The 20,675-nt window shown below is 64.6% G+C and carries 20 protein-coding genes; 15 read left to right on the top strand and 5 right to left on the bottom strand.

The window, feature by feature from the left end; genetic code table 11:
- The first annotated feature begins 15 nt into the window (after window positions 1-15).
- The 4 genes from VK804_RS09635 to VK804_RS09620 all read left to right on the top strand — a co-directional run bounded on the left by VK804_RS09635 (window position 16) and on the right by VK804_RS09620 (window position 3,148).
- Window positions 16-867, top strand: a complete 852-nt coding sequence (locus tag VK804_RS09635) for an ABC transporter permease (protein WP_414642745.1) — start codon at window positions 16-18, stop codon at window positions 865-867.
- Entirely contained in the window at window positions 867-1,652 is a 786-nt protein-coding gene (locus VK804_RS09630) for an ABC transporter ATP-binding protein (protein ID WP_325370326.1), read from the top strand. Before VK804_RS09635 ends, VK804_RS09630 begins: the two co-directional genes overlap by 1 nt.
- A 57-nt stretch (window positions 1,653-1,709) precedes the next feature.
- Complete coding sequence (locus VK804_RS09625; protein WP_325370324.1) at window positions 1,710-2,219, top strand: OsmC family protein; 510 nt, start codon at window positions 1,710-1,712, stop codon at window positions 2,217-2,219.
- Window positions 2,220-2,350: 131 nt separating this feature from the next.
- The gene (locus tag VK804_RS09620; RefSeq protein WP_325370353.1) at window positions 2,351-3,148 is read left to right on the top strand and encodes a hypothetical protein; all 798 of its coding nucleotides are present in this window, start codon (window positions 2,351-2,353) and stop codon (window positions 3,146-3,148) included.
- Window positions 3,149-3,230: 82 nt separating this feature from the next.
- Here VK804_RS09620 and mutS read toward each other — a convergent pair whose 3' ends face one another.
- Window positions 3,231-5,990: a DNA mismatch repair protein MutS gene (gene mutS / locus VK804_RS09615; RefSeq protein ID WP_325370322.1), complete on the bottom strand. Its 2,760-nt coding sequence runs from the start codon at window positions 5,988-5,990 to the stop codon at window positions 3,231-3,233.
- A gap of 226 nt (window positions 5,991-6,216) precedes the next feature.
- Between mutS and pcaF the strand changes: the two genes are divergently transcribed.
- From pcaF to VK804_RS09575, 8 genes are all read left to right on the top strand, one after another.
- Window positions 6,217-7,425, top strand: a complete 1,209-nt coding sequence (gene pcaF, locus VK804_RS09610; RefSeq protein WP_325370320.1) for a 3-oxoadipyl-CoA thiolase — start codon at window positions 6,217-6,219, stop codon at window positions 7,423-7,425.
- 132 nt (window positions 7,426-7,557) lie between these two features.
- Window positions 7,558-8,586, top strand: coding sequence for an amidohydrolase family protein (locus VK804_RS09605; RefSeq protein ID WP_325370318.1), 1,029 nt, complete (start codon window positions 7,558-7,560; stop codon window positions 8,584-8,586).
- Window position 8,587: 1 nt separating this feature from the next.
- On the top strand, window positions 8,588-9,283 hold the full coding sequence (ligK, locus tag VK804_RS09600) for a 4-carboxy-4-hydroxy-2-oxoadipate aldolase/oxaloacetate decarboxylase (protein ID WP_325370316.1): 696 nt from the start codon (window positions 8,588-8,590) through the stop codon (window positions 9,281-9,283).
- A 28-nt stretch (window positions 9,284-9,311) separates the two neighbouring features.
- Complete coding sequence (locus tag VK804_RS09595; RefSeq protein WP_325370314.1) at window positions 9,312-10,226, top strand: amidohydrolase family protein; 915 nt, start codon at window positions 9,312-9,314, stop codon at window positions 10,224-10,226.
- A gap of 12 nt (window positions 10,227-10,238) precedes the next feature.
- Entirely contained in the window at window positions 10,239-10,628 is a 390-nt protein-coding gene (ligA, locus tag VK804_RS09590; RefSeq protein WP_325370312.1) for a protocatechuate 4,5-dioxygenase subunit alpha, read from the top strand.
- Window positions 10,628-11,482 carry a class III extradiol dioxygenase subunit beta gene (locus VK804_RS09585; RefSeq protein ID WP_325370310.1) on the top strand — a complete coding sequence of 285 codons (855 nt, stop codon included), beginning with the start codon at window positions 10,628-10,630 and terminating at the stop codon, window positions 11,480-11,482. Before ligA ends, VK804_RS09585 begins: the two co-directional genes overlap by 1 nt.
- 1 nt (window position 11,483) lies before the next feature.
- Window positions 11,484-12,443, top strand: coding sequence for a Gfo/Idh/MocA family oxidoreductase (locus VK804_RS09580; protein WP_325370308.1), 960 nt, complete (start codon window positions 11,484-11,486; stop codon window positions 12,441-12,443).
- Window positions 12,444-12,543: 100 nt separating this feature from the next.
- On the top strand, window positions 12,544-13,602 hold the full coding sequence (locus VK804_RS09575) for an aminoglycoside phosphotransferase family protein (protein WP_325370306.1): 1,059 nt from the start codon (window positions 12,544-12,546) through the stop codon (window positions 13,600-13,602).
- 145 nt (window positions 13,603-13,747) lie between these two features.
- Here VK804_RS09575 and VK804_RS09570 read toward each other — a convergent pair whose 3' ends face one another.
- Genes VK804_RS09570 through VK804_RS09560 form a run of 3 tightly spaced genes read right to left on the bottom strand, consistent with a single transcriptional unit; the run spans window position 13,748 to window position 16,956 of the window.
- Window positions 13,748-15,307 carry an MDR family MFS transporter gene (locus VK804_RS09570; protein WP_325370304.1) on the bottom strand — a complete coding sequence of 520 codons (1,560 nt, stop codon included), beginning with the start codon at window positions 15,305-15,307 and terminating at the stop codon, window positions 13,748-13,750.
- A gap of 4 nt (window positions 15,308-15,311) precedes the next feature.
- Window positions 15,312-16,481: an HlyD family secretion protein gene (locus tag VK804_RS09565; RefSeq protein WP_325370302.1), complete on the bottom strand. Its 1,170-nt coding sequence runs from the start codon at window positions 16,479-16,481 to the stop codon at window positions 15,312-15,314.
- On the bottom strand, window positions 16,474-16,956 hold the full coding sequence (locus tag VK804_RS09560) for a MarR family transcriptional regulator (protein WP_325370300.1): 483 nt from the start codon (window positions 16,954-16,956) through the stop codon (window positions 16,474-16,476). Before VK804_RS09560 ends, VK804_RS09565 begins: the two co-directional genes overlap by 8 nt.
- Window positions 16,957-17,184: 228 nt before the next feature.
- Between VK804_RS09560 and VK804_RS09555 the strand changes: the two genes are divergently transcribed.
- Together VK804_RS09555 and VK804_RS09550 are read left to right on the top strand one after the other, a co-directional pair.
- A complete protein-coding gene (locus tag VK804_RS09555) occupies window positions 17,185-17,670 on the top strand; it encodes a Fur family transcriptional regulator (protein WP_325370298.1) in 486 nt (161 codons plus the stop codon).
- A gap of 33 nt (window positions 17,671-17,703) precedes the next feature.
- Entirely contained in the window at window positions 17,704-18,651 is a 948-nt protein-coding gene (locus VK804_RS09550) for a DMT family transporter (protein WP_325370296.1), read from the top strand.
- Between the two features lie 2 nt (window positions 18,652-18,653).
- On the opposite strand, the gene VK804_RS09545 is transcribed toward VK804_RS09550, so the two are convergent.
- A complete protein-coding gene (locus VK804_RS09545; protein ID WP_325370294.1) occupies window positions 18,654-19,529 on the bottom strand; it encodes a sulfurtransferase in 876 nt (291 codons plus the stop codon).
- Window positions 19,530-19,808: 279 nt separating this feature from the next.
- Here VK804_RS09545 and ispG point away from each other — a divergent pair.
- A partial coding sequence (ispG, locus tag VK804_RS09540) for a (E)-4-hydroxy-3-methylbut-2-enyl-diphosphate synthase (protein ID WP_325370292.1) occupies window positions 19,809-20,675 on the top strand: 867 nt, incomplete at its 3' end.

The raw sequence follows: 20,675 nt of genomic DNA, 5'->3' as shown, positions 1-20,675 counted from the left end.
AGACGCGGTTCTGCTATGGCCATGACGATCGAACTGCCCGCGCTTGAACGGACCGATGCGATCGCGCAGCCCGCGCCCGCAGGCCGGCTGCGGCGCTTCGCGCGGCCGGCGCTCGGGCTGTTGCTGCCGGTCAGCCTTGCGCTGGCGTGGGAAATCATCGTCTGGCTCGGGCTCTCCAGCGGACGGCTGGTGCCGCCGCCCTCAAAAATCTTCGCTACCCTCGCCGAATTGGCGAAGACCGGCGAGTTGCTGCGCCACATCGTGGCCACCTTGAGCCGCGTCGCGGCCGGCTTTGGCCTTGGCGTCGCCGCCGGCACGCTGCTCGGCGCGATCTCCGGCTATTGGGGGCTGGCGCGAAGGCTGCTCGATCCGACCGTGCAGGCGCTGCGCGCGATCCCCTCGCTCGCCTGGGTGCCGCTGTTCATCCTGTGGCTCGGAATTTTCGAGACATCGAAGATTGCGCTGATTGCGATCGGAGTATTTTTCCCGGTCTATCTCGGCGTGATGGGCGCGATCCTGTCGGTTGATCGCAAGATCGTCGAGGTCGGACGCACTTTCCGCCTTTCCGGACCGGCGATGATCCGGCGCATTCTGCTGCCTGCGGTGTTGCCGGCCTATGTCGTCGCGTTGCGTGTCGGCCTGGGACTCGGCTGGATGTTCGTGGTCGCCGCCGAGCTCATGGGCGCGTCGGAGGGCTTAGGCTATCTCTTGCTCGACGGCCAGCAACTGGGCAAGCCTGCGCAGATCCTGGCGGCGATCGTGATCTTCGCCATTTTGGGCAAGACCTCCGACTGGCTGATCGAAATCGCCAGCGCGCCATTGCTGCGCTGGCAGGATGCCTTCGGCGCGAGAAGTGGAGCGGCCTGATGCTGGTGCTCGATCGACTGGGAAAAATCTATCCCAACGGCGTCCACGCGCTGGAGCGTTTTTCCGCCGACATCCGGCTCGGCGAGATCGTCGCCATCATCGGCGGCTCCGGCTGTGGCAAGTCGACGCTGCTGCGCGCCATCGCCGGCCTCGACGGCGCCACCTCGGGCACGGTGACGCTCGACGACATCACGATATCCGCGCCGCATGCGAAAATCGGCATCATCTTCCAGGAACCGCGGCTGCTGCCGTGGCTCAGCGTCGCCGACAATATCGGGTTCGGGCTTTCGGAGCTGCCGGCGGCCCTGCGCCGCGACAAGGTCGCCCGCGCGCTGGCCCGCGTCGGGCTTGTCGACAAGGCCAACGCCTGGCCGCGCGAATTGTCGGGCGGACAGGCGCAGCGCGTGGCGATCGCGCGGGCGCTGGTGCCGCAGCCGGAAGTGCTGTTGCTCGACGAGCCCTTCTCGGCGCTGGATGCCTTCACGCGGCGCGATCTGCAGGATCACCTGCTCGACCTCTGGGCCGATACGCGGCCGACGCTCGTGCTGGTCACCCACGACGTCGACGAGGCCGTAGTGCTGGCCGACCGCGTCTTGGTGATGCGGCCGCGGCCGGGCCGGCTGTTCGAGGAGATCAAGGTCAACCTGGCGCGGCCGCGCGACCGCCAATCGCCGCTGTTCGACAATTTCAAGCGGCGCGTGTTGACCGCGCTCGATCGCTCGCTCGACCGGAGCCTTTCGGACGCCGACCCGAAATCGACCGCAGGCGAGGCGATGTGGTGGTGACATCCGCAGCCAGAGCCATTACATCGGACGCGCAATAATATCCGGGAGAGAAAGAAAATGGACGCCGCCGAACTCCGCGCCACGCAGGCTCCGATCAAGGAGCGCTATAAATCCGATCCGAAGTCGGCCGTCATCACGCTGAAAGCCAGGGGCTCGATCGAGAACGAAGGCATCGCCTGCAAGGTCGAGACCGGTCGCGCGCTGGCGGTGGCCGGCCTGCACCCGGCGACCGGCGGCTCCGGCCTTGAGCTGTGCTCCGGCGACATGCTGCTGGAAGCGCTGGTCGCCTGCGCCGGGGTGACCTTGAAATCGGTCGCGACCGCGGTCGAAATTCCGCTGAAGTCTGGCAATGTCACCGCCGAGGGCGATCTCGACTTCCGCGGCACGCTCGGCGTCGACAAGGAGGCGCCGGTCGGTTTCGCCGAAATCCGGCTGCGCTTCGACGTCGACACCGATGCGCCGCAGGAGAAACTCGATCTGCTTCTGAAGCTCACCGAGCGTTATTGCGTGGTCTACCAGACCATCAAGAACGGCCCGAAGGTTTCGGTGACGATGCACCGGGTGTGAGACGTATCGCAGCCAATACCTCCGCGCCGTCACCCTGAGGTGCGAGCGAAGCGAGCCTCGAAGGGCCCCTTGGTGGCCCATCCTTCGAGGCCCGCGCGTTGCGCGGGCACCTCAGGATGACGACGGTTTCCATGTCCCCCGATCTCGTTTTTTTCCTGACGCTGGCGCTGCGGATGGCGGTCACCGCGGCGTTCGTCGTGTCGGCTTCGATCATCACCGAGCGTTCCGGGCCGGTGATCGGTGCATTGATCGCGACCCTGCCGATTTCGGCCGGTCCCTCCTACGTATTCCTCGCGCTCGATCATGATGCGGCATTCATCGCCAATGGCGCGCTGGCGAGCCTGCCGATCAACGCCGCCACGATCTGGCTCGCCTTGACCTATGTCGTGCTGGCGCAGCGCCACGGCGCGCTGGTCAGCTGGGGTTGTGCGGCCGTGGTGTGGATCACGCTCGCCGCAGCGTCGCGGTGGTTTCAGTGGACGCTCACCGGCGGCCTCATTGTCAACGCGGTCACGTTTGCGATCTGCCTGCCGCTCTTAAAACGCTTCCAGCATGTCAGGATGCCGCTGATCACGCGGCGCTGGTACGACATCCCGCTACGCGCCTCGCTGGTCGCGACCCTCGTCGCCACCGTCGTGACACTGTCGGGCTGGGTCGGTCCTTATGTGAGCGGCGTGCTGGCGCTGTTTCCGCTGGTGTTCTCCAGCATGATGCTGATCCTGCACCCGCGCATCGGCGGCAAGCCGACCGCGGCGGTGGTCGCCAATGGCGGCTGGGGCATGATGGGTTTCGGTATCGGGATCGCGGTGCTGCATGTCGCGGCGCTGCGGTTCGGCTCGGCGGCGGGGCTCTGTCTGGCGCTTCTGACCTGCGTGAGCTGGAATTTGGCGTTGTGGTGGAACGGACGGCGAAGGCTCACGCACTCGTAGCCCGGATGGAGCGCTTGCGTAATCCGGGAAGCATACGGCAGGAGTCCCGGATTGCGCTGCGCTCCATCCGGGCTACGAAGTTTCACTGCTTCGGCAGTTTCGCCTTCAGCGCATACAACGCCTCCAGCGCTTCGCGCGGCGACATCTCGTCGGGATGCAGCGCCCTCACGGCTTCGACCAGCTTTTCCGCCTCGCTTGGCGGCGCGGGTTCCGCCGCGGCGCGCGAGGGCACCGCGAACAGCGGCAAGTCGTCGGCGAGCGCGCGTGCGGTCTGGCCGCGGTCCTGCGCTTCGAGCTTGGCCAGCACCGATTTGGCGCGCGCGATCACCGGAGCGGGGAGGCCGGCGAGCTTTGCGACCTGGATGCCATAGGAGCGGTCGGCCGAGCCCGGCAGCACCTCGTGCAAAAACACCACGTCGCCCTGCCATTCCTTGACCCGCACGGTGGCATTGAACAGCCGCGGCAGCTTTGCCGACAGCGCGGTCAGTTCGTGATAATGCGTCGCGAATAGCGCGCGGCAGCGGTTGCTCTCGTGCAGGTGCTCGATCGCGGCCCAGGCGATCGACAGCCCGTCGAAGGTGGCCGTGCCGCGGCCGATCTCGTCGAGGATGACCAGCGAGCGCTCGCTGGCCTGGTTGAGGATCACGGCGGTTTCCACCATCTCCACCATGAAGGTGGAGCGGCCGCGCGCGAGGTCGTCGGCGGCGCCGACGCGCGAGAACAGCCGGTCGACGATGCCGATCCGAGCGCGTGCCGCCGGCACGAAACTGCCGATCTGCGCCAATAGCGCGATCAGCGCGTTCTGGCGCAGGAAGGTCGATTTGCCGGCCATATTGGGGCCGGTGATCAGCCAGATCTGGCCCGCCCCCACCCTACCCTCCCCCGCTTGCGGGGGAGGGTAGGGTGGGGGTACCGGTGACAAATCGCAGGCATTGGCGATGAAGGGCTGGCCATCGCGCTTCAGCGCCTGTTCGACCACCGGATGCCGGCCGCCTTCGATCGCAAAGGTCAGCGAGCCGTCGACCTCGGGCCGCACGTAATTGTCGTCGACCGCGAGCTTGGCCAGCGCGGTGGCGACGTCGAGAACCGCAAAGGCGCGCGCAGCGGCGCGCAGATCGTCGCTGGCCGCGATCGCGAGCGCGCAGAGGCGCTCGAAGATTTCCAGTTCCAGCCCGAGCGCGCGGTCGCCGGCATTGGCGATCTTGGCCTCGATCTCGCCGAGCTCCGAGGTAGTGAAACGCACCTGGCCGGCCAGCGTCTGGCGATGAATGAAGGTTGCGTTCAGCGGCGGCGCCATCAATTTGTCGCCGTGTTGGGCGGTGACCTCGACGAAATAGCCGAGCACGTTGTTGTGCCGGATCTTGAGGCCCTTGATGGAAGTCGCGTCGGCATAGCGCGCCTGCATCGCGGCGACCACGAGACGGGAAGCGTCACGCAGACTGCGCGACTCGTCGAGCGCGGCCTCATACCCCTCGCGGACGAAACCGCCATCGCGCTTGATCAACGGCAATTGCTCGGACAACGCGCGCTCGAATTCGCGCGCCAGATCACGCGAGGGACGGCGCAGCGCCTCCATCACGGCGGCGATTTCAGCCGGCGGATCGTCAAGCCGGGCCAGTTGCGCCAGCGCCTGGTCCGCGGCGAGGATGCCGTCGCGCAATCCCGCAAGGTCGCGCGGACCGCCGCGTCCGACCGACAACCGTGCCAGCGCGCGCGACATGTCGGGTGCGGCGCGCAATGTGGTCCTGACCTCGTCGCGCACCGCGCTGTCGGCTGTGAAGGCCCCGATCGCATCGAGGCGCCGCGCGATGGCAGCACTGTCGGTGAGCGGCGCAGCCAGCCGCTGCGCCAGCAGCCGCGAGCCGGCTGATGTGACCGTGCAGTCGATCGCATCGAGCAGCGAGCCGCGCCGCTCGCCGGCCAGCGTCCGTGTCAGTTCGAGATTGGCGCGGGTCGCCGGATCGATCGCCATGGTGGCGCCGCTGGCCTCGCGCGATGGCGGCGACAGCGGCGGACGCTTTCCGACCTGGGTGCGGTCGATATAGGTGACGGCGGCGGCGGCAGCAGTTGCTTCCAGCCGCGACATCGCGGAGAGACCGTCCATGGTCGCGACCGCGAAATAATCGCATAGCCGGCGCTCTGATGTGGCGCTGTCGAAATAATCGCGGGGAAGCGGCGTCACCGCCGGCAATTCGCGCAAGACCGGTCCCAATTCGGGATCGCCATAGAGCGCGTCGGTGACGATGACCTCGTTGGGATTGATCCGCGCCAATGTCGCCGCGAGTTCACTCGTTCCACATTCAGTGACGATGAATTCAGACGTCGAAATGTCGATCCAGGCGAGCCCGATGCGGTCGCCTCCGCTGGAGGCGCGGGCACGCGCGATGGCCAGCAGGTAATTGTTGGCGCGAGCGTCCAAAAGCGTGTCTTCGGTCAGCGTGCCCGGGGTGACCAGCCGCACCACGCCGCGGCTCACCACGCTCTTGTTGCCGCGTGCCCGCGCCGCAGCCGGATTCTCGGTCTGCTCGCAGACCGCGACGCGATGGCCGGCGGCGATCAGTCGGTGCAGATAGTCTTCCGAGCGTTCCACCGGCACGCCGCACATCGGGATATCCAGCCCCTGATGCTTGCCGCGTTTGGTCAGGACGATGCCGAGCGTTTTCGAGGCGATCTCGGCGTCCTCGAAGAACAGTTCGTAGAAGTCGCCCATCCGGTAGAACAGCAAGAGCCCGGGATGGGCGGCCTTGATCTCGAGATATTGTTCCATCATCGGCGTGACGCGCGCGGCGTCTGCCGCCGGCGCGGCGTCGGGTGGAACGGGAATGGATTGCTGGATCGTCATGGGATGCGCAAACTACAAAATTCCTGCGCCCGATCCTATCGCTTTGGTCCGGCAATTGCTGTTTTCCACGCCCTCGCGGCCCGCCGCACAATCTGTGGGCATGGCGGACCTCGGGCAATGCGGCGCTGCAAGGCAAGCCTCAATTGACCTGCCGCACCGGCGCTCCTAAAACTCGCCATCATTCGGGCCGGCTGGCGCCAAAACACGGCATTCAGGGAGAGAAAAAATGGGCGATGTATTCCTTTGCGACGCCGTGAGAACCCCGATCGGCCGTTTTGGCGGTGCGCTGGCAAAAGTGCGTGCCGACGACCTGGCGGCGGCGCCCATCAAGGCGCTGATGGCGCGCCATCCGAAGCTCGACTGGTCCGCCGTCGACGAGGTCTATTTCGGCTGCGCCAACCAGGCCGGCGAGGACAACCGCAATGTGGCGCGGATGGCGCTATTGCTGGCGGGCTTGCCGGAGACGGTTCCCGGTCAGACGCTGAACCGGCTCTGCGCCTCCGGGCTTGACGCAGTCGGCGCGGCGGGCCGGGCGATCCGAGCCGGCGAGATTGATTTCGCGATTGCGGGCGGCGTCGAATCGATGACGCGGGCGCCGTTCGTGATGGGGAAGGCCGCGGAAGCATTTTCGCGTTCGGCCGAGATTTTCGACACTACCATCGGCTGGCGCTTCATCAATCCACTGATGAAGGCGCAATACGGCGTCGACGCCATGCCGGAAACCGGCGAGAACGTCGCCGAGGAGTTTCAGGTTTCGCGCGCCGACCAGGACGCCTTCGCGATCCGCTCGCAGCAGCGCGCCGGCGCGGCAATTGCGTCGGGCTATTTCGCCGAGGAGATCGCGCCGCTCTCGGTGCCCGGCGGCAAGGCCGGACCCACTACCGTCGACAAGGACGAGTATCCGCGCCCGGAAACCACGCTCGAGGGGCTTTCCAAGCTGAAGCCGATCGTGCGCAATCCCGGTACGGTCACCGCCGGCAATGCGTCGGGCGTCAATGACGGCGCGGCCGCGATGATCCTGGCCTCCGAAGCCGCGGTAAAGAAACATGGGCTAACGCCGCGCGCGCGAATCCTGGGCCTCGCCTCGGCTGCGGTACCGCCGCGGATCATGGGCATCGGTCCGGTGCCGGCGACGCGCAAGCTGATGGAGCGGCTCGGCCTGAAGATCAGCGACTTCGACTTGATCGAGCTCAATGAGGCCTTTGCCAGCCAGGGCATCGCCTGCCTGCGGCAATTGGGGGTCAAGGAGGACGCCGATTTCGTCAACCCGCATGGCGGCGCCATTGCGCTCGGCCACCCGCTCGGCATGAGCGGCGCCCGGCTCGCGATGACCGCGGTGCACGGCATGGAAAAGCGCGGCGGAAAGCGCGCGCTCGCCACCATGTGCGTCGGGGTCGGCCAGGGCGTGGCGATGGCGATCGAGAAATTGAACTAACGGAAGACGCGGACGTCATCTGCGAGCCAACCGGTCGCGCGACGGCGCTCCCGATGGCGAGCAATGGACATCAGGCCAGGGATCACGGCGCGACCCTCCAAAACCCATCGCGCATGGCTTTAAGGAAAATCAATGATCATCGACGTACACGGCCACTACACCACCGCGCCGAAGGCGCTTGAGGACTGGCGCAACCGGCAGATCGCGGGCATCAAGGATCCCTCGGTCAAGCCCAGGGTCAGTGAGCTCAAGATCAGCGACGACGAACTGCGCGAGAGCATCATCGACAACCAGCTCAAGAAGATGCAGGAGCGGGGCAGCGACCTCACCATCTTCAGCCCGCGCGCCAGCTTCATGGCGCACCATATCGGCGACTTCGAGGTATCCTCGACCTGGGCTGCGATTTGCAACGAGCTTTGCGCGCGGGTCGGCCGGCTGTTCCCCGACAGCTTCATCGGCGCCGCGATGCTGCCGCAGTCGCCGGGCGTCGATCCCAAAACCTGCATTCCCGAGATGGAGAAATGCATCAGGGAATACGGCTTCGTCGGCATCAACCTCAACCCCGACCCGTCGGGCGGGCACTGGACCTCGCCGCCGCTGTCGGACCGGCAATGGTACCCGATCTATGAAAAGATGGTGGAGCTCGACATCCCCGCGATGATCCACGTCTCGACCAGCTGCAATGCCTGCTTTCACACCACCGGCGCGCATTATCTGAACGCCGATACCACCGCCTTCATGCAGTGCCTGACCTCGGACTTGTTCAAGGATTTTCCGACATTGAGGTTCCTGATCCCGCATGGCGGCGGCGCGGTGCCGTATCACTGGGGCCGCTTCCGCGGGCTGGCGCAGGAGATGAAGAAGCCGCTCTTGAAGGATCATCTCCTGAAGAACATCTTCTTCGACACCTGCGTCTATCATCAGCCCGGCATCGACCTGCTGACCAAGGTGATCCCGGTCGACAACATCCTGTTCGCCAGCGAGATGATCGGCGCGGTGCGCGGCATCGACCCGGAAACCGGCTTCCCTTATGACGATACCAAGCGCTACATCGAGGCCACGACGATGCTGAGCCCGGCCGACAAGAAGAAGGTCTATGAAGGCAATGCACGGCGGGTGTTCCCGCGCCTCGATGCGGCGCTGAAAGCGAAAGGCAAGTAACATGAACATGCCGCTGAACGACCTCGGCATCGTCAGGCGCAACATCGTCCGCGCCGACAAGGCGGCGGTCGAAAAGCTGTCGCGCTTTGGCGTTGCCACCATTCACGAGGCAATGGGCCGCGTCGGCCTGATGCTTCCCTATATGCGGCCGATCTATCCGAGCGCGCAGGCCTGCGGCCCCGCGGTCACCGTGCTGCTGCAGCCGGGCGACAACTGGATGATGCATGTGGTGGCCGAGCAGTTGCAGCCCGGCGACGTCGTGGTTGCGGCCTGCACCGCGGAAAATACCGACGGCTTCTTCGGCGATCTCTTGGCAACCAGTTTTCGCGCCCGCGGCGCAAAGGGCCTCGTCATCGACGGCGGCGTGCGTGACGTCAGGGATTTGACGGAAATGCAATTCCCGGTGTTTTCCACGGCGATCAGCGCCAAGGGCACGGTGAAGGCGACGCTCGGCTCGGTGAATATTCCGGTGGTCTGCGCCGGTGCGCTGGTCAACCCCGGTGACGCCGTCATCGCCGACGCCGACGGCGTCGTCATCGTTCCCGCAGGCTTAGCCCAGCAGGTCGCGGACGCAGCCGAGGCGCGCGAGGCCAATGAAGGCGAGAAGCGCGCCAAGCTCGCGGCTGGCGTGCTGGGGCTGGACATGTACAAGATGCGCGAGCCGCTGGCGAAGGCCGGCCTCAGATACATCGATTGACGCCATGTCAGGGACGCGAGACGCAACGATGGAATTTCAGAAGACGCCCGGTTGGCTGGACTGGTACGCCGGCCCCTCAAAGCCGCGGTTCAAGCTGCCGGCCGGCGCGGTGGACGCGCATTGCCATGTGTTTGGTCCGGGCGCCGAGTATCCCTACGCGCCCGAGCGCAAATATACCCCCTGCGACGCCTCCCGCCAGCAGCTCTATGCGCTGCGCGATCACCTCGGTTTTGCCCGCAACGTCGTAGTGCAGGCCACCTGCCACGGCGCCGACAATCGCGCGATGGTCGACGCGCTGGTCCATTCCGCAGGCCAAGCGCGCGGTGTCGCCACCGTCAAGCGCAGCGTCAGTGACGCCGAACTGCGTGCGATGCATGAAGCCGGCGTGCGCGGGGTGCGTTTCAACTTCGTCAAGCGCCTGGTCGATTTCACGCCCCGGGAGGAATTGATCGAGATCGCCGGCCGCATCGAGAAACTGGGCTGGCACGTCGTGATCTATTTTGAAGCGGTGGATTTGCCGGAATTGTGGGATTTCTTCACCGCGCTGCCGACCGTGATCGTGGTCGACCATATGGGCCGGCCCGATGTCACCAAGCCGGTCGACGGGCCGGAATTCGAGCTGTTCGTGAAATTCATGCGGGAGCATCCGAACGTCTGGTCCAAGGTCACTTGCCCGGAACGGATCTCGATTGCGGGCCCGCGCGCGCTGAACGGCGAACAGAGCGCCTACCGGGACGTCGTTCCGTTCGCGCGGCGCATCGTCGAAACTTTTCCCGATCGCGTGCTCTGGGGAACCGACTGGCCACACCCCAACTTGAAAGACCACATGCCGGACGACGGTCTGCTGGTCGATTTCATCCCGCACATCGCGGCCACGTCCGAACTGCAGCACAAGCTCCTGGTCGACAACCCGATGCGGCTGTACTGGCCCGAACAATCCTGAGGAGGCAGTCCCATGTCACTCGACAAACCCTATACCGATGTCCCCGGCACCACCATCTTCGACGCCGACATGTCGCGCCTCGGCTACCACCTGAACCAGTTCTGCATGTCGCTGATGAAGGCCGAGAACCGCGCGCGCTTCAAGGCCAATGAGCGCGCCTATCTCGACGAATGGCCGATGAGCGAGGAGCAGAAGCAGGCCGTGCTGGCGCGCGACCTCAATCGCTGCATCGAGCTCGGCGGCAACATCTATTTCCTCGCCAAGATCGGCGCCACCGACGGCAAGAGCTTTCAGCAGATGGCCGGCAGCATGACCGGGATGAGCGAAGAGGCATACCGCAACATGATGGTCGGCGGCGGCCGCTCGATCGAAGGCAACCGCTACACCGGGGAGAAGAAGTGATGGCCCATATTTCCGCGAGCGTTTATACCTCGCATATTCCGGCCGTGGGCGCGGCGCTCGACCTCGGCAAGACCGGCGAGCCCTACTGGCAGCAGGTCTTCAGCGGTTACGAATTCTCCAAGCAATGGATGAAGGACCAGAAGCCGGACGTCATTTTCCTGGTCTACAACGATCACGCCAACGCCTTCAGCCTCGATATCATCCCGACTTTTGCGATCGGCACCGCGCCCGAATTCGCGGTCGCCGACGAGGGCTGGGGCCCGCGCCCGGTGCCCAAGCTGATCGGCCATCCGAAGCTGGCGGGCCACATCGCGCAGTCGGTGATCCAGGACGATTTCGATCTCACCATCGTCAACAAGATGGATGTCGACCACGGCCTCACGGTGCCGATGAGCCTGATGTGCGGTCAGCCGCAGGCGTGGCCCTGCCCGGTGATCCCGTTTGCCGTCAACGTTGTGCAGTACCCGGCGCCCTCCGGGCGGCGCTGCTTCATGCTCGGCAAGGCGATCCGCAAGGCGATTGAATCCTACGACGAGCCGCTCAACGTGCAGATCTGGGGCACCGGCGGCATGAGCCACCAGTTGCAGGGGCCGCGCGCCGGGCTGATCAACAAGGAGTGGGACAAGGCCTTCCTCGATCGCCTGATTGCCGAGCCGGAAAAGCTCGCCGCCGTGCCCCATATCGACTATGTCCGCGAGGCCGGCAGCGAAGGCATTGAACTGGTGATGTGGTTGATCGCCCGCGGCGCCATGGAGGACGTCAATGGCGGCAAGGCGCCGACCGTCCGGCACCGCTTCTATCACGTGCCGGCGAGCAACACCGCCGTGGGCCATCTGATTCTGGAGAACAACTGACGTGACCAAGATCATCAAAGTCGCGCTCGCCGGTGCCGGCGCCTTCGGCATCCGGCATCTCGACGGCATCAAGAACATCGATGGCGTCGAGGTAGTGTCGCTGGTCGGCCGCAGGCTGGAGCCGACCAAGGAAGTCGCCGCCAAATACGGCATCGCGCATGCCTCGACCGACCTCGCCGACAGTCTCGCGATCAAGGAGGTCGATGCTGTGATCCTGTGCACGCCGACGCAGATGCATGCATCGCAGTCGATCGCCTGCCTGAAGGCCGGCAAGCATGTGCAGGTCGAGATTCCGCTCGCCGATTCGCTTGCCGACGCGCAGGCCGTCGTCGATTTGCAGAAGAGAAGCGGGCTGGTCGCGATGTGCGGCCACACCCGCCGCTTCAACCCCAGCCATCAATGGGTTCGCAACAAGATCGTCGCCGGCGACTTCAACATCCAGCAGATGGACGTGCAGACCTTCTTCTTTCGCCGCACCAACATGAACGCGCTGGGCCAGCCGCGCAGCTGGACCGATCATTTGCTGTGGCACCACGCCGCCCACACCGTGGACCTGTTCGCCTACCAGGCGCGCTCGCCGATCGTCAAAGCCAACGCGGTGCAGGGACCGATCCACCCGACGCTCGGGATTGCGATGGACATGTCGATCCAGCTCAAGACCGAAAGCGGCGCGATCTGCACGCTCAGCCTCTCGTTCAACAATGACGGTCCGCTCGGTACTTTTTTTCGCTACATCGGCGACACCGGCACCTACATCGCGCGCTATGACGACCTCTTCAACGGCAAGGAAGAGAAGATCGACGTCTCCAAGGTCGACGTGTCGATGAACGGGATCGAGCTGCAGGATCGCGAGTTCTTCGCCGCCATTGCCGAGGGCCGCGAGCCGAACGCGAGCGTCGCCCAGGTGCTGCCGTGCTACCAGGTGCTGCATGATCTGGAGCAGCAGCTCGACGCCAAGTGAAGCTTGCGCAATGTAATGTCGGGTGAGCTGGCACGGCGGCATTGCCTGGGTGGGTCAGACCCGAGTATGACACGCTGGGGCCGCCTCTCAGGGATCGCCGATGATCATGCTGCCGCCGGCGGCGGATGCCGAGTATTTGACGGCCGTTCTGCGCAAGGCCGGCGCGCTCGCTAACGGCCGCGTCCGGTCCGTCGAACCGGAAAATCCGCACGACACGATCCTGTCGCATATCGTGCGATTGAAACTGGCTTACGAAGGCGATGCCTCCGGTGCGCCGCCGTCGTTGTTCCTGAAGACTGCGCGCAGCGATCGAATGGATCCTTCGTGGGTCGCCGGGCGCCAGGAAGTTGCGTTCTATACCCAAATTGCCCCGCGCATGCCGGCGGGTATCGTTCCACAATGCTACGACGCCGATTGGAACGCGGAAACGAACGAGTGGCGTCTGTTGCTTGAAGACCTTACCGCAACCCACGTGACCGCCACGACCTGGCCGGTGCCGCCGACGTCGGATCAATGCAGGACGATCGTGGAATTGCTGGCGCGCGTGCACGCAAAATGGTGGGACGATCCGGGCCTCGGCGTCTCCGCTGGAACATGGGTCGACGCCGATACGCTTGACCGAAGCCGACGCACCTTGTCGGATCATCTTGCCCGCTTCAACGATCGGTTCGGCGATTGTATTCCACTCGAGCGACGCGAGCTCTATCATCGATTGCTCGACGCGGCACCCCGCCTCAGGCAACGCTACCTCTCGCATCGCAATGTCACCATCGTTCACGGCGACGCACATGTATGGAATTGCCAGTTGCCGCGCGATGGCGAAGGCGCCGGCGCCAGGTTTTTTGACTGGGACAGCTGGCATATCGATGTCGCCACCAGCGACCTCGCCTACATGATGGCCATGCACTGGTACCCCGACCGCCGGCGGCAATTCGAACGGCCGCTGCTGGACCACTACCATGAGACGCTGCAGGCGCATGGCGTCGCCGGTTATGATCGCGATGCACTGGAGGACGATTACCGCCTGTCGGTGCTGTTGCGCAGCACGACACCGGTGTGGCAATGGGCGGCCGGCATCCCGCCGGTGATCTGGTGGAACAATCTGGAGCGGATTTTCATGGCCATTGACGATCTTGGCTGTCGCGCCCTGCTCGATTGAGCGCATGACGCGATGAGGCGCCGCCGCGGGTCCATCGCGGGTCGCTAGAGCCTTTTCGTTTCGATGGAATCGAAACGGGACTCCAGATTCTTGTTTTGACGCGTTTTCTTCACGCGAGCCGGTGACCACTTCGCTCGAAAACGCTCTAATCGATCACCGCGTGTTCCGGCGCCAGCGACTGCTTGCGCAGCGCCGCCCGGGTCGAGCCGATCATGATCGCCAGCGGGATCGCGCACAGCGTGAACAGCATCACCATCTGGTAGTCCTGCGAAAACGCGATGATCTGCGCCTGTACGGCGATCATCGCATCGGCCATGGCGCGGCCGAAGTCGGTGTTCATGTCGATCATGTTGCGGACGTCGGGCATCTGCATCGCATGGTTGAACGGGGTGACGTGTTCGTTCAGCACCGCGTAGACGCGCCGCCCGCCTTCGGTCAGTTCCGCGATCACGACGGAAATGCCGATCGAACTGGCGACATTGCGCATCAGGGTCAGCATCGAGGTGCCGTCGGTGCGCAGATGATTGGGCAGCGTCAGGAACGCCACCGTGGAGAGCGGCACGAACACCAGGCCGAAGCCAAAGCCCTGCACGATGGTCACGCTGACGATTTCGGAGCCGCTGGTCTGGTCGGTCCAGCCGGTCATGTAGAACAGCGAAAGCGCGGTCAGGCCGAGGCCGGCGACGATCAGCGTGCGCGCCTCGATGTAGCGCAGCATCCGGCCGACCAGCATCATCGCCACGAACGTGCCGCAGCCGCGGCTCGCCAGCAATAGTCCCGCGCTGATGATCGGATAGCCGATCACGTTCTGCAAATAGGGTGACGACAGCGCCATGGTCGAAAACAGCACGAGCCCCATCACCGCCATGAACACGCAGCCGCCGACGAAATTCTTGTCCTTGAAGATCGCAAACTGGATGAACGGCTTTGACGTCGTCAGCGAATGCGCGAAGAAATAGTAGAAGCCAGCGGCCGAGACGATGAATTCGGCGATGATCTCGTTGGATTCCAGCCAGCCGAGCTGCTCGCCGCGGTCGAGCGCGACCTGCAGCGAACCGATGCCGATCGCAAGCGCGGAGAAGCCGAACCAGTCGAAACGCAATTCGAGGTTCTTTTTCGTCTCGTCCATGAACACCAGCAGGCCGAGCACGGTGAAGAAGCCGAACGGCAAATTGACGAAGAACACCCAGTGCCAGGAATAGGTCTCGGTCAGCCAGGCCCCGAGCGACGGGCCCATGATCGGGCCCATCATCACGCCCATGCCCCAGATCGACATCGCCTTCGCCCGCTCATGCAGCGCGTAGCTGTCGAGCATCACCGCCTGCGACAGCGGCACCAGCGCCGCGCCGAACACGCCCTGCAGCAGGCGGAACAGCACCATCTGGTTGATGTCCTGCGCCAGCCCGCACAGCACGGAGGCCACGGTGAAGCCGCCGGAGCAGAGGATGAAGATGCGTTTGCGCCCGAACCGGTTGGCGATCCAGCCGACCGGCGCGGTCATGATGGCGGCGGCGACGATGTAGGAGGTCAGGACCCAGTTGATCTGGTCCTGCGAGGCCGACAGCGAGCCCTGCATATAGGGCAGCGCGACATTGGCGATGGTGGTGTCCAGCGCCTGCATGATGGTCGCGGTCATGGCGCAGATCGTCACCATGTTCCGGCGCAGGCCGGGAACGGCGATCGGTGCCGCGGCCGCGGTGCTCATGGCACTACTCGTCCTCTTTCGCGGCCACGGCCGGCGTGAAGCCGAACAGGGCCGCCAGCGAACGGCGATGGTTGGTATCGATCGAGGTGTAGGCGCTCATGCCGGATTTCAGCTTCTGAACGTATTTGTCGTTCTTGTCGAAATAGATCCGCACCGGCACGCGCTGCACCACCTTGACGAAGTTGCCGGTGGCGTTCTGCGGCGGCAGGATCGCGAATTGCGCGCCGGTGCCGGGGCTGAGCGACCCGACCGTGCCCTTGAAGACATGATCGGGGAAGGCGTCGACGTCGATGGTGACGGGTTGTCCGACCGCGACATAGGTGAAATCGGATTCTTTCGGATTGGCGTCGACCCAGGGGCTCGCGACGTCGATGACGGAGAACACCGGCATGCCCGCGGGAATGAAGCGGCCGAGCTGGATCTGGTCGACTTGCGTCGCGATGCCGTTCATCGGCGCGCGCACCGTGGTCAAATTGAGGTTGCGCTGCGCGTCGTCGAGCGCGGCCTTGGCTTGCTGGTAGGTCGGAAACTGCTCGAGCGGCAAATCGGGGTTGCCGAGCAGCTGATTGAGCGCGGTCGATCGTTGCTGCCTGACGAACTGCAGCTGCGCCTGCGCGGTGACCAAAGCGGCCGAAGAGTTGTCGAGGTCGAGCTGCGAGCCAAAACTGTTCTTCACCAGCGCGGTCTTGCGATCGACGTCGCGCTGCTTCAGCGCGATTCCGGCGTTCACGATGTCGATGGTCTGGTCGAAGAGCTTGATATTCGCAATCAGATTGTCGTGGCTCGATTTGGCATCGTCGAGCTTGGCGCGGGCCTGCGCCAGGGCGAACTGGTACGGCACCGGGTCGATCTGGAACATGACGTCGCCGGTCGCGACCTGTTGGCCTTCCTTGACCGCGATCGTGATGATCTTGCCTGCAACGTCGGGCGTGATCAGGATCTTTTGCGCCCCGACATAGGCGTCGTCGGTGGTCACGTAACGGCCGCCGTTGAGATAGAAGGTCAGGCCGGCGATGACAGCCACCAGCGGCAGCACGACCAGCAGCAGCGTGCGGCGATAACGCCGCATGCCGGCCATCAGCCGGCGGCGCGGCTCGGCTGATATCTTCACCCGCGGCGCGGCCGGCGGGTTGCCCTTCTGCTCGGGCGGAAATTTCAATACCGGTTCAGCCATAGCGCTGTTCTTTCCTCGGCGGTTCCGCGGGCGCGCCCTGGATGGCGTTGCGCACGTTTTCCTTGATAGCCTCGAGCTGGTCGAGCAGGCGGTGGGCATCGGCGGGATCGATGCCCTCGAGCGCGGTCGCGGTCAGTTCCGAGCGCAGCCCGCTCAGTTTGCCGAGCAGCGGCCGGGCGGCCTTGCGCAGATGAAGCCGGTTGACGCGGCGGTCGGTTTCGTCGCCGCGGCGTTCGATCCACCCATTGTCGCAAAGCTTGTCGATCAGCCGCGTCAGCGTGATCGGCTGCATCTCCATTTCCTCGGCGAGTTCCGTCTGCTTCATCCCCTCGGTGCGTTCGACCTTGGCCAGCACCGCCCATTGGGCACGGGTGATGCCGTAGCGCGCGGCTTGCTTGTCGGCATAGGCACGGACCAGCCGCTGCAATTCGCCAAGCGTAAACAGGAAGTTCATATCCACGGGACCGCGGGACATCGGGGGTTGCCTCCATAAGCTTTGGATATAATAAGCTAGCTTATGATTTTTTGATGGCATGTTGACGGAAGGGCAGCCCCGCCCGGGGAACATGGCTGATCCGCGTGATCCAGGGAAAAGCCGGCAGCATCCCCGATCGCCTGCGAAAAGTACCGCAGCATGCTGCACTGCAAATATTCCAGGTCCCGATTAGACGGATCGGCCCAGCCGCGTTACATGACGTTCGCAATGACCGCTGCCAGACCTACCTTTCCTCCGCCCGATCACGACCATGGCCGCTGCGCCGCGGACGCGATCGCGCACGCCGAGCGGGTCTGCCAGCAAAGGTCGCAGAAATTCACGCCGATCCGCCGCCAGGTGCTGCAGGCGTTGTTGTCCAGCCACCGGCCGCTCGGCGCCTATGAGGTGATCGACGAACTCGCGAAATCGATGCCGCGGCCGGCGCCGATCACGGTGTATCGCGCGCTCGATTTTTTGATGCAGAACGGCCTCGTCCACCGCATCGAAAGCCGCAATGCGTATCTCGCCTGCGCGCACGACCATGACGCGGCGGCGATGGTGGCGTTTTTGATCTGCGACGACTGTGGCTCGGTCGGGGAAATTCCGGCGGCGCCCGTAGCGCAGAGCCTCAATGCGGCGGCCCGCGCGTCGGGCTTTGTTCCAAAGCTGTCGGTGGTTGAGATCGCCGGCACCTGCGCGCATTGCCAGAAATAACCAACACGGTGGCAAGCCGGACAACGAGGTTGCATGTCATCGAATGAAGGGAGTTCATCGGCCGGGCGTCCGCTCAGTCCGGTCGCGGTCGCGCTGATGCTGATGCTCTGCGTCAGTTGGGGTTTTAATCAGATCGCCGTCAAACTGGTGCTGCCGGACATTCCGCCGATGCTGCAGGCCACGATCCGCTCGGTGGGTGCATTGCCGGTGCTGCTGTTGATGGCGCGGCTGCGGGGGGTGAAGATGTTCGCTTCCGACGGCACGCTTGGCGCCGGCCTGTTCGCCGGCGTCCTGTTCGGCATCGAATTCGTGATGATCTATCAGGGCCTGCGGCTCACAACGGCCTCGCGCGCGGTGGTGTTTCTCTACACCGCGCCGTTCTTCGTCGCGCTTGGCTCCTATCAGTTCCTCGGCGAGCGGCTGCGCGGTTCGCAATGGGGCGGACTGGCCCTGAGCTTTGCCGGCGTCGCGCTCGCGATCGGGGTGCCGCAACCCAATGTCGATGCGAGCGTGCTGCTCGGCGATCTCCTGATCGTGGCCGGCGGCGCGCTGTGGGCGGCGACCACCTTGATTGCGAAGGGCACGCGCCTGCGCAACGCCGCGCCGGAAAAGGCGCTCGGCTACCAGGTGGCGCTGTCGGTTCCGATCCTGGGGCTGGCGGCCTTGATTTCCGGTGAGACGATCACCCATCGTCCCGCAATGTTGTCCGTGTCGTTGATTGCCTATCAGTCCGTATGGGTGGTGGGACTGACGTTTACGCTGTGGTTTGCACTGGTGAAAACCTACTCCGCCAGCAAATTGTCGGCCTTCACCTTCATCACCCCGCTGTTCGGCGTGGTCGCGAGTTATTTCATCATGCACGATACGCTGACCCTGGCCTTCGGCGCCGCAGCGCTGCTGGTGATCGCGGGGCTTTATCTGGTGAACCGGCCCGAAGTCACGGGGTCCCAAGTTGTGCCTGATCCGAACGTGCCGGCGTAATTTCAATCCGTCTCGATCGGCAGCGAGGCATCCTTCGCCCACTCGCCCATCGAGCCGTCGTAAAGGGTGAGGTTGTCGTAGCCGAGCCGATGGAGCTGGAACAGATCGATGGTGGCCGAAATGCCGCCGCCGCAATAGGCCACCACGCACTTGTCTTTCGCAATGCCCTGCGCGGCAAACTTCTTTTCGGCCTCCGCGAGCGGAACGAAGGCCTTGCTCTGCGCATCTGATAGCGTCGCCGCCGGCACGTTGACACTGCCGGGAATCCGCCCCCGCCGGCCGTAGCGGCTCGGCTCCAGGCCCCGGTGGAATTGCGGCCCGAGCGCGTTGACGATGACGGTATTGCGGTCGGCGCGCGCCGCAAGCACGTCGGCCTTGCCGACGAAATAGCCGGCTCTGGGTTTTGCGGTGAAAATCGCCGGCGGATATCCTTTCGCCGGCCCGGTTTCGATGGCGCGGCCCTCGGCCTTCCACTTGTCGAGGCCGCCATCGAGCACCACAGCGCCGTCGAAGCCGATCGATCTCAGCATCCACCAGAATCGCGTGGCCCACATCGCCGTGCCGATGCTGTAGAGCACGACGCGGCTGTCCGGGCCGACGCCATGGCGGCTGAAGGCGGCTTCGAGTTGCGCGACCGACGGCATCATGAAGCGAAGCGGGGTGGTTTCGTCGGAAAACTCGCCCTGCAAATCCAGGAAGTCGGCGCCCGGAATATGGCCGGCCTCAAAACTCGCGCGCCCGGGAACCGCGATATAGGGAACGTCGCTGCCCTCGGGCGTGGGTTCCAGATAGGTGGTACAATCGAACAGCCGCAGGTTCGGCGCCGCGAGGATGCCGGCAAGTTCCACTGTGCTGATGAGTCCGCCGCGCTCCGCCATTGGATGGTCCCCCTGAAATTTTGGGTGGGATGCTATGGCGGAGGATGCCGGATGAAAAGGGAGTGACCATCGGCGCCGGACCTTTAATCCCGCCATTCCAGTCCGATATAGCGGGCAGGCACATCGCGGCCGGGATTTTGACCGGTCGGGATAAGCCATTGAAACGATGATAGAAAAATTACCATCCGCCGGTCCCCAAGGTGGCCCTCGCGATAGGAGGGTCTGCCGCTTGCCGACCCCCTTGGTGAATGTCACCAAAACCTGATATTCGATGGCCCCATGAACAAACCCATCAAACCACCTCACGACGACGTCGCCGGCCCCAGCGCCCGGCATAAAACCACCCAGGTCATGGTCGGCAATGTCGCCGTCGGCGGCGGCGCCCCGATCGTGGTGCAGTCGATGACCAACACCGATACCGCCGATGTCGAGGGCACCATCGCGCAGGTCGCGGCGCTATCGCGCGCCGGTTCCGAACTGGTGCGCATCACGGTCGACCGCGACGAGGCCGCAGCCGCGGTTCCACATATCCGCGATGGCCTGCGCAAGCGCGGCATCACCACGCCCTTGATCGGCGATTTCCATTATATCGGCCACAAGCTGCTCGCCGAATATCCGGCCTGCGCCGAAGCGCTCGACAAATACCGCATCAATCCCGGCAATGTCGGCTTCAAGGACAAGCGCGATACGCAGTTCGCCGACATCATCGAGATCGCCAACAAGAACGGCAAGCCGGTCCGCATCGGCGCCAACTGGGGCTCGCTCGACCAGGAGCTGCTCACCAGACTGATGGACGAGAACACGGCCTCGGCCAATCCGCGCGACGCCCGCGCGGTGACGCGCGAAGCCATGGTGCAGTCGGCGCTGCTCTCGGCCGCGCGCGCCGAAGAGCTCGGCATGCCCAAGAACCGCATCATCCTGTCGGCCAAGGTGTCGGCCGTGCAGGATTTGATCGCGGTCTATCAGGATCTCGCGAGCCGCTCGGATTATGCGATCCATCTCGGCCTCACCGAGGCCGGCATGGGCACCAAGGGCATCGTGGCGTCGTCTGCCGCGCTCGGCATCCTGCTTCAGCAGGGCATCGGCGACACCATCCGCATCTCGCTGACGCCTGAGCCCGGTGGCGACCGTACCCGCGAAGTGCAG

It is taken from the genome of Bradyrhizobium sp. (genome assembly GCF_035484855.1).
GTDB lineage: Bacteria > Pseudomonadota > Alphaproteobacteria > Rhizobiales > Xanthobacteraceae > Bradyrhizobium.
This window is presented reverse-complemented; position numbering and strand designations above follow the sequence as displayed.

Bases quoted from the DNA above. Each gene is read 5' to 3' on its own strand.
- VK804_RS09555 (WP_325370298.1), top strand. From the start codon at position 17,185: ATGACCGCTGCCAGACCTACCTTTCCTCCGCCCGATCACGACCATGGC.
- VK804_RS09545 (WP_325370294.1), bottom strand. From the start codon at position 19,529: ATGGCGGAGCGCGGCGGACTCATCAGCACAGTGGAACTTGCCGGCATC.
- VK804_RS09560 (WP_325370300.1), bottom strand. From the start codon at position 16,956: ATGTCCCGCGGTCCCGTGGATATGAACTTCCTGTTTACGCTTGGCGAA.
- VK804_RS09595 (WP_325370314.1), top strand. From the start codon at position 9,312: ATGGAATTTCAGAAGACGCCCGGTTGGCTGGACTGGTACGCCGGCCCC.
- VK804_RS09630 (WP_325370326.1), top strand. From the start codon at position 867: ATGCTGGTGCTCGATCGACTGGGAAAAATCTATCCCAACGGCGTCCAC.
- VK804_RS09575 (WP_325370306.1), top strand. From the start codon at position 12,544: ATGATCATGCTGCCGCCGGCGGCGGATGCCGAGTATTTGACGGCCGTT.
- VK804_RS09570 (WP_325370304.1), bottom strand. From the start codon at position 15,307: ATGAGCACCGCGGCCGCGGCACCGATCGCCGTTCCCGGCCTGCGCCGG.
- VK804_RS09635 (WP_414642745.1), top strand. From the start codon at position 16: ATGGCCATGACGATCGAACTGCCCGCGCTTGAACGGACCGATGCGATC.
- VK804_RS09565 (WP_325370302.1), bottom strand. From the start codon at position 16,481: ATGGCTGAACCGGTATTGAAATTTCCGCCCGAGCAGAAGGGCAACCCG.
- ligA (WP_325370312.1), top strand. From the start codon at position 10,239: ATGTCACTCGACAAACCCTATACCGATGTCCCCGGCACCACCATCTTC.
- VK804_RS09550 (WP_325370296.1), top strand. From the start codon at position 17,704: ATGTCATCGAATGAAGGGAGTTCATCGGCCGGGCGTCCGCTCAGTCCG.
- mutS (WP_325370322.1), bottom strand. From the start codon at position 5,990: ATGACGATCCAGCAATCCATTCCCGTTCCACCCGACGCCGCGCCGGCG.
- VK804_RS09620 (WP_325370353.1), top strand. From the start codon at position 2,351: ATGTCCCCCGATCTCGTTTTTTTCCTGACGCTGGCGCTGCGGATGGCG.
- ligK (WP_325370316.1), top strand. From the start codon at position 8,588: ATGAACATGCCGCTGAACGACCTCGGCATCGTCAGGCGCAACATCGTC.
- VK804_RS09625 (WP_325370324.1), top strand. From the start codon at position 1,710: ATGGACGCCGCCGAACTCCGCGCCACGCAGGCTCCGATCAAGGAGCGC.
- VK804_RS09585 (WP_325370310.1), top strand. From the start codon at position 10,628: ATGGCCCATATTTCCGCGAGCGTTTATACCTCGCATATTCCGGCCGTG.
- VK804_RS09605 (WP_325370318.1), top strand. From the start codon at position 7,558: ATGATCATCGACGTACACGGCCACTACACCACCGCGCCGAAGGCGCTT.
- pcaF (WP_325370320.1), top strand. From the start codon at position 6,217: ATGGGCGATGTATTCCTTTGCGACGCCGTGAGAACCCCGATCGGCCGT.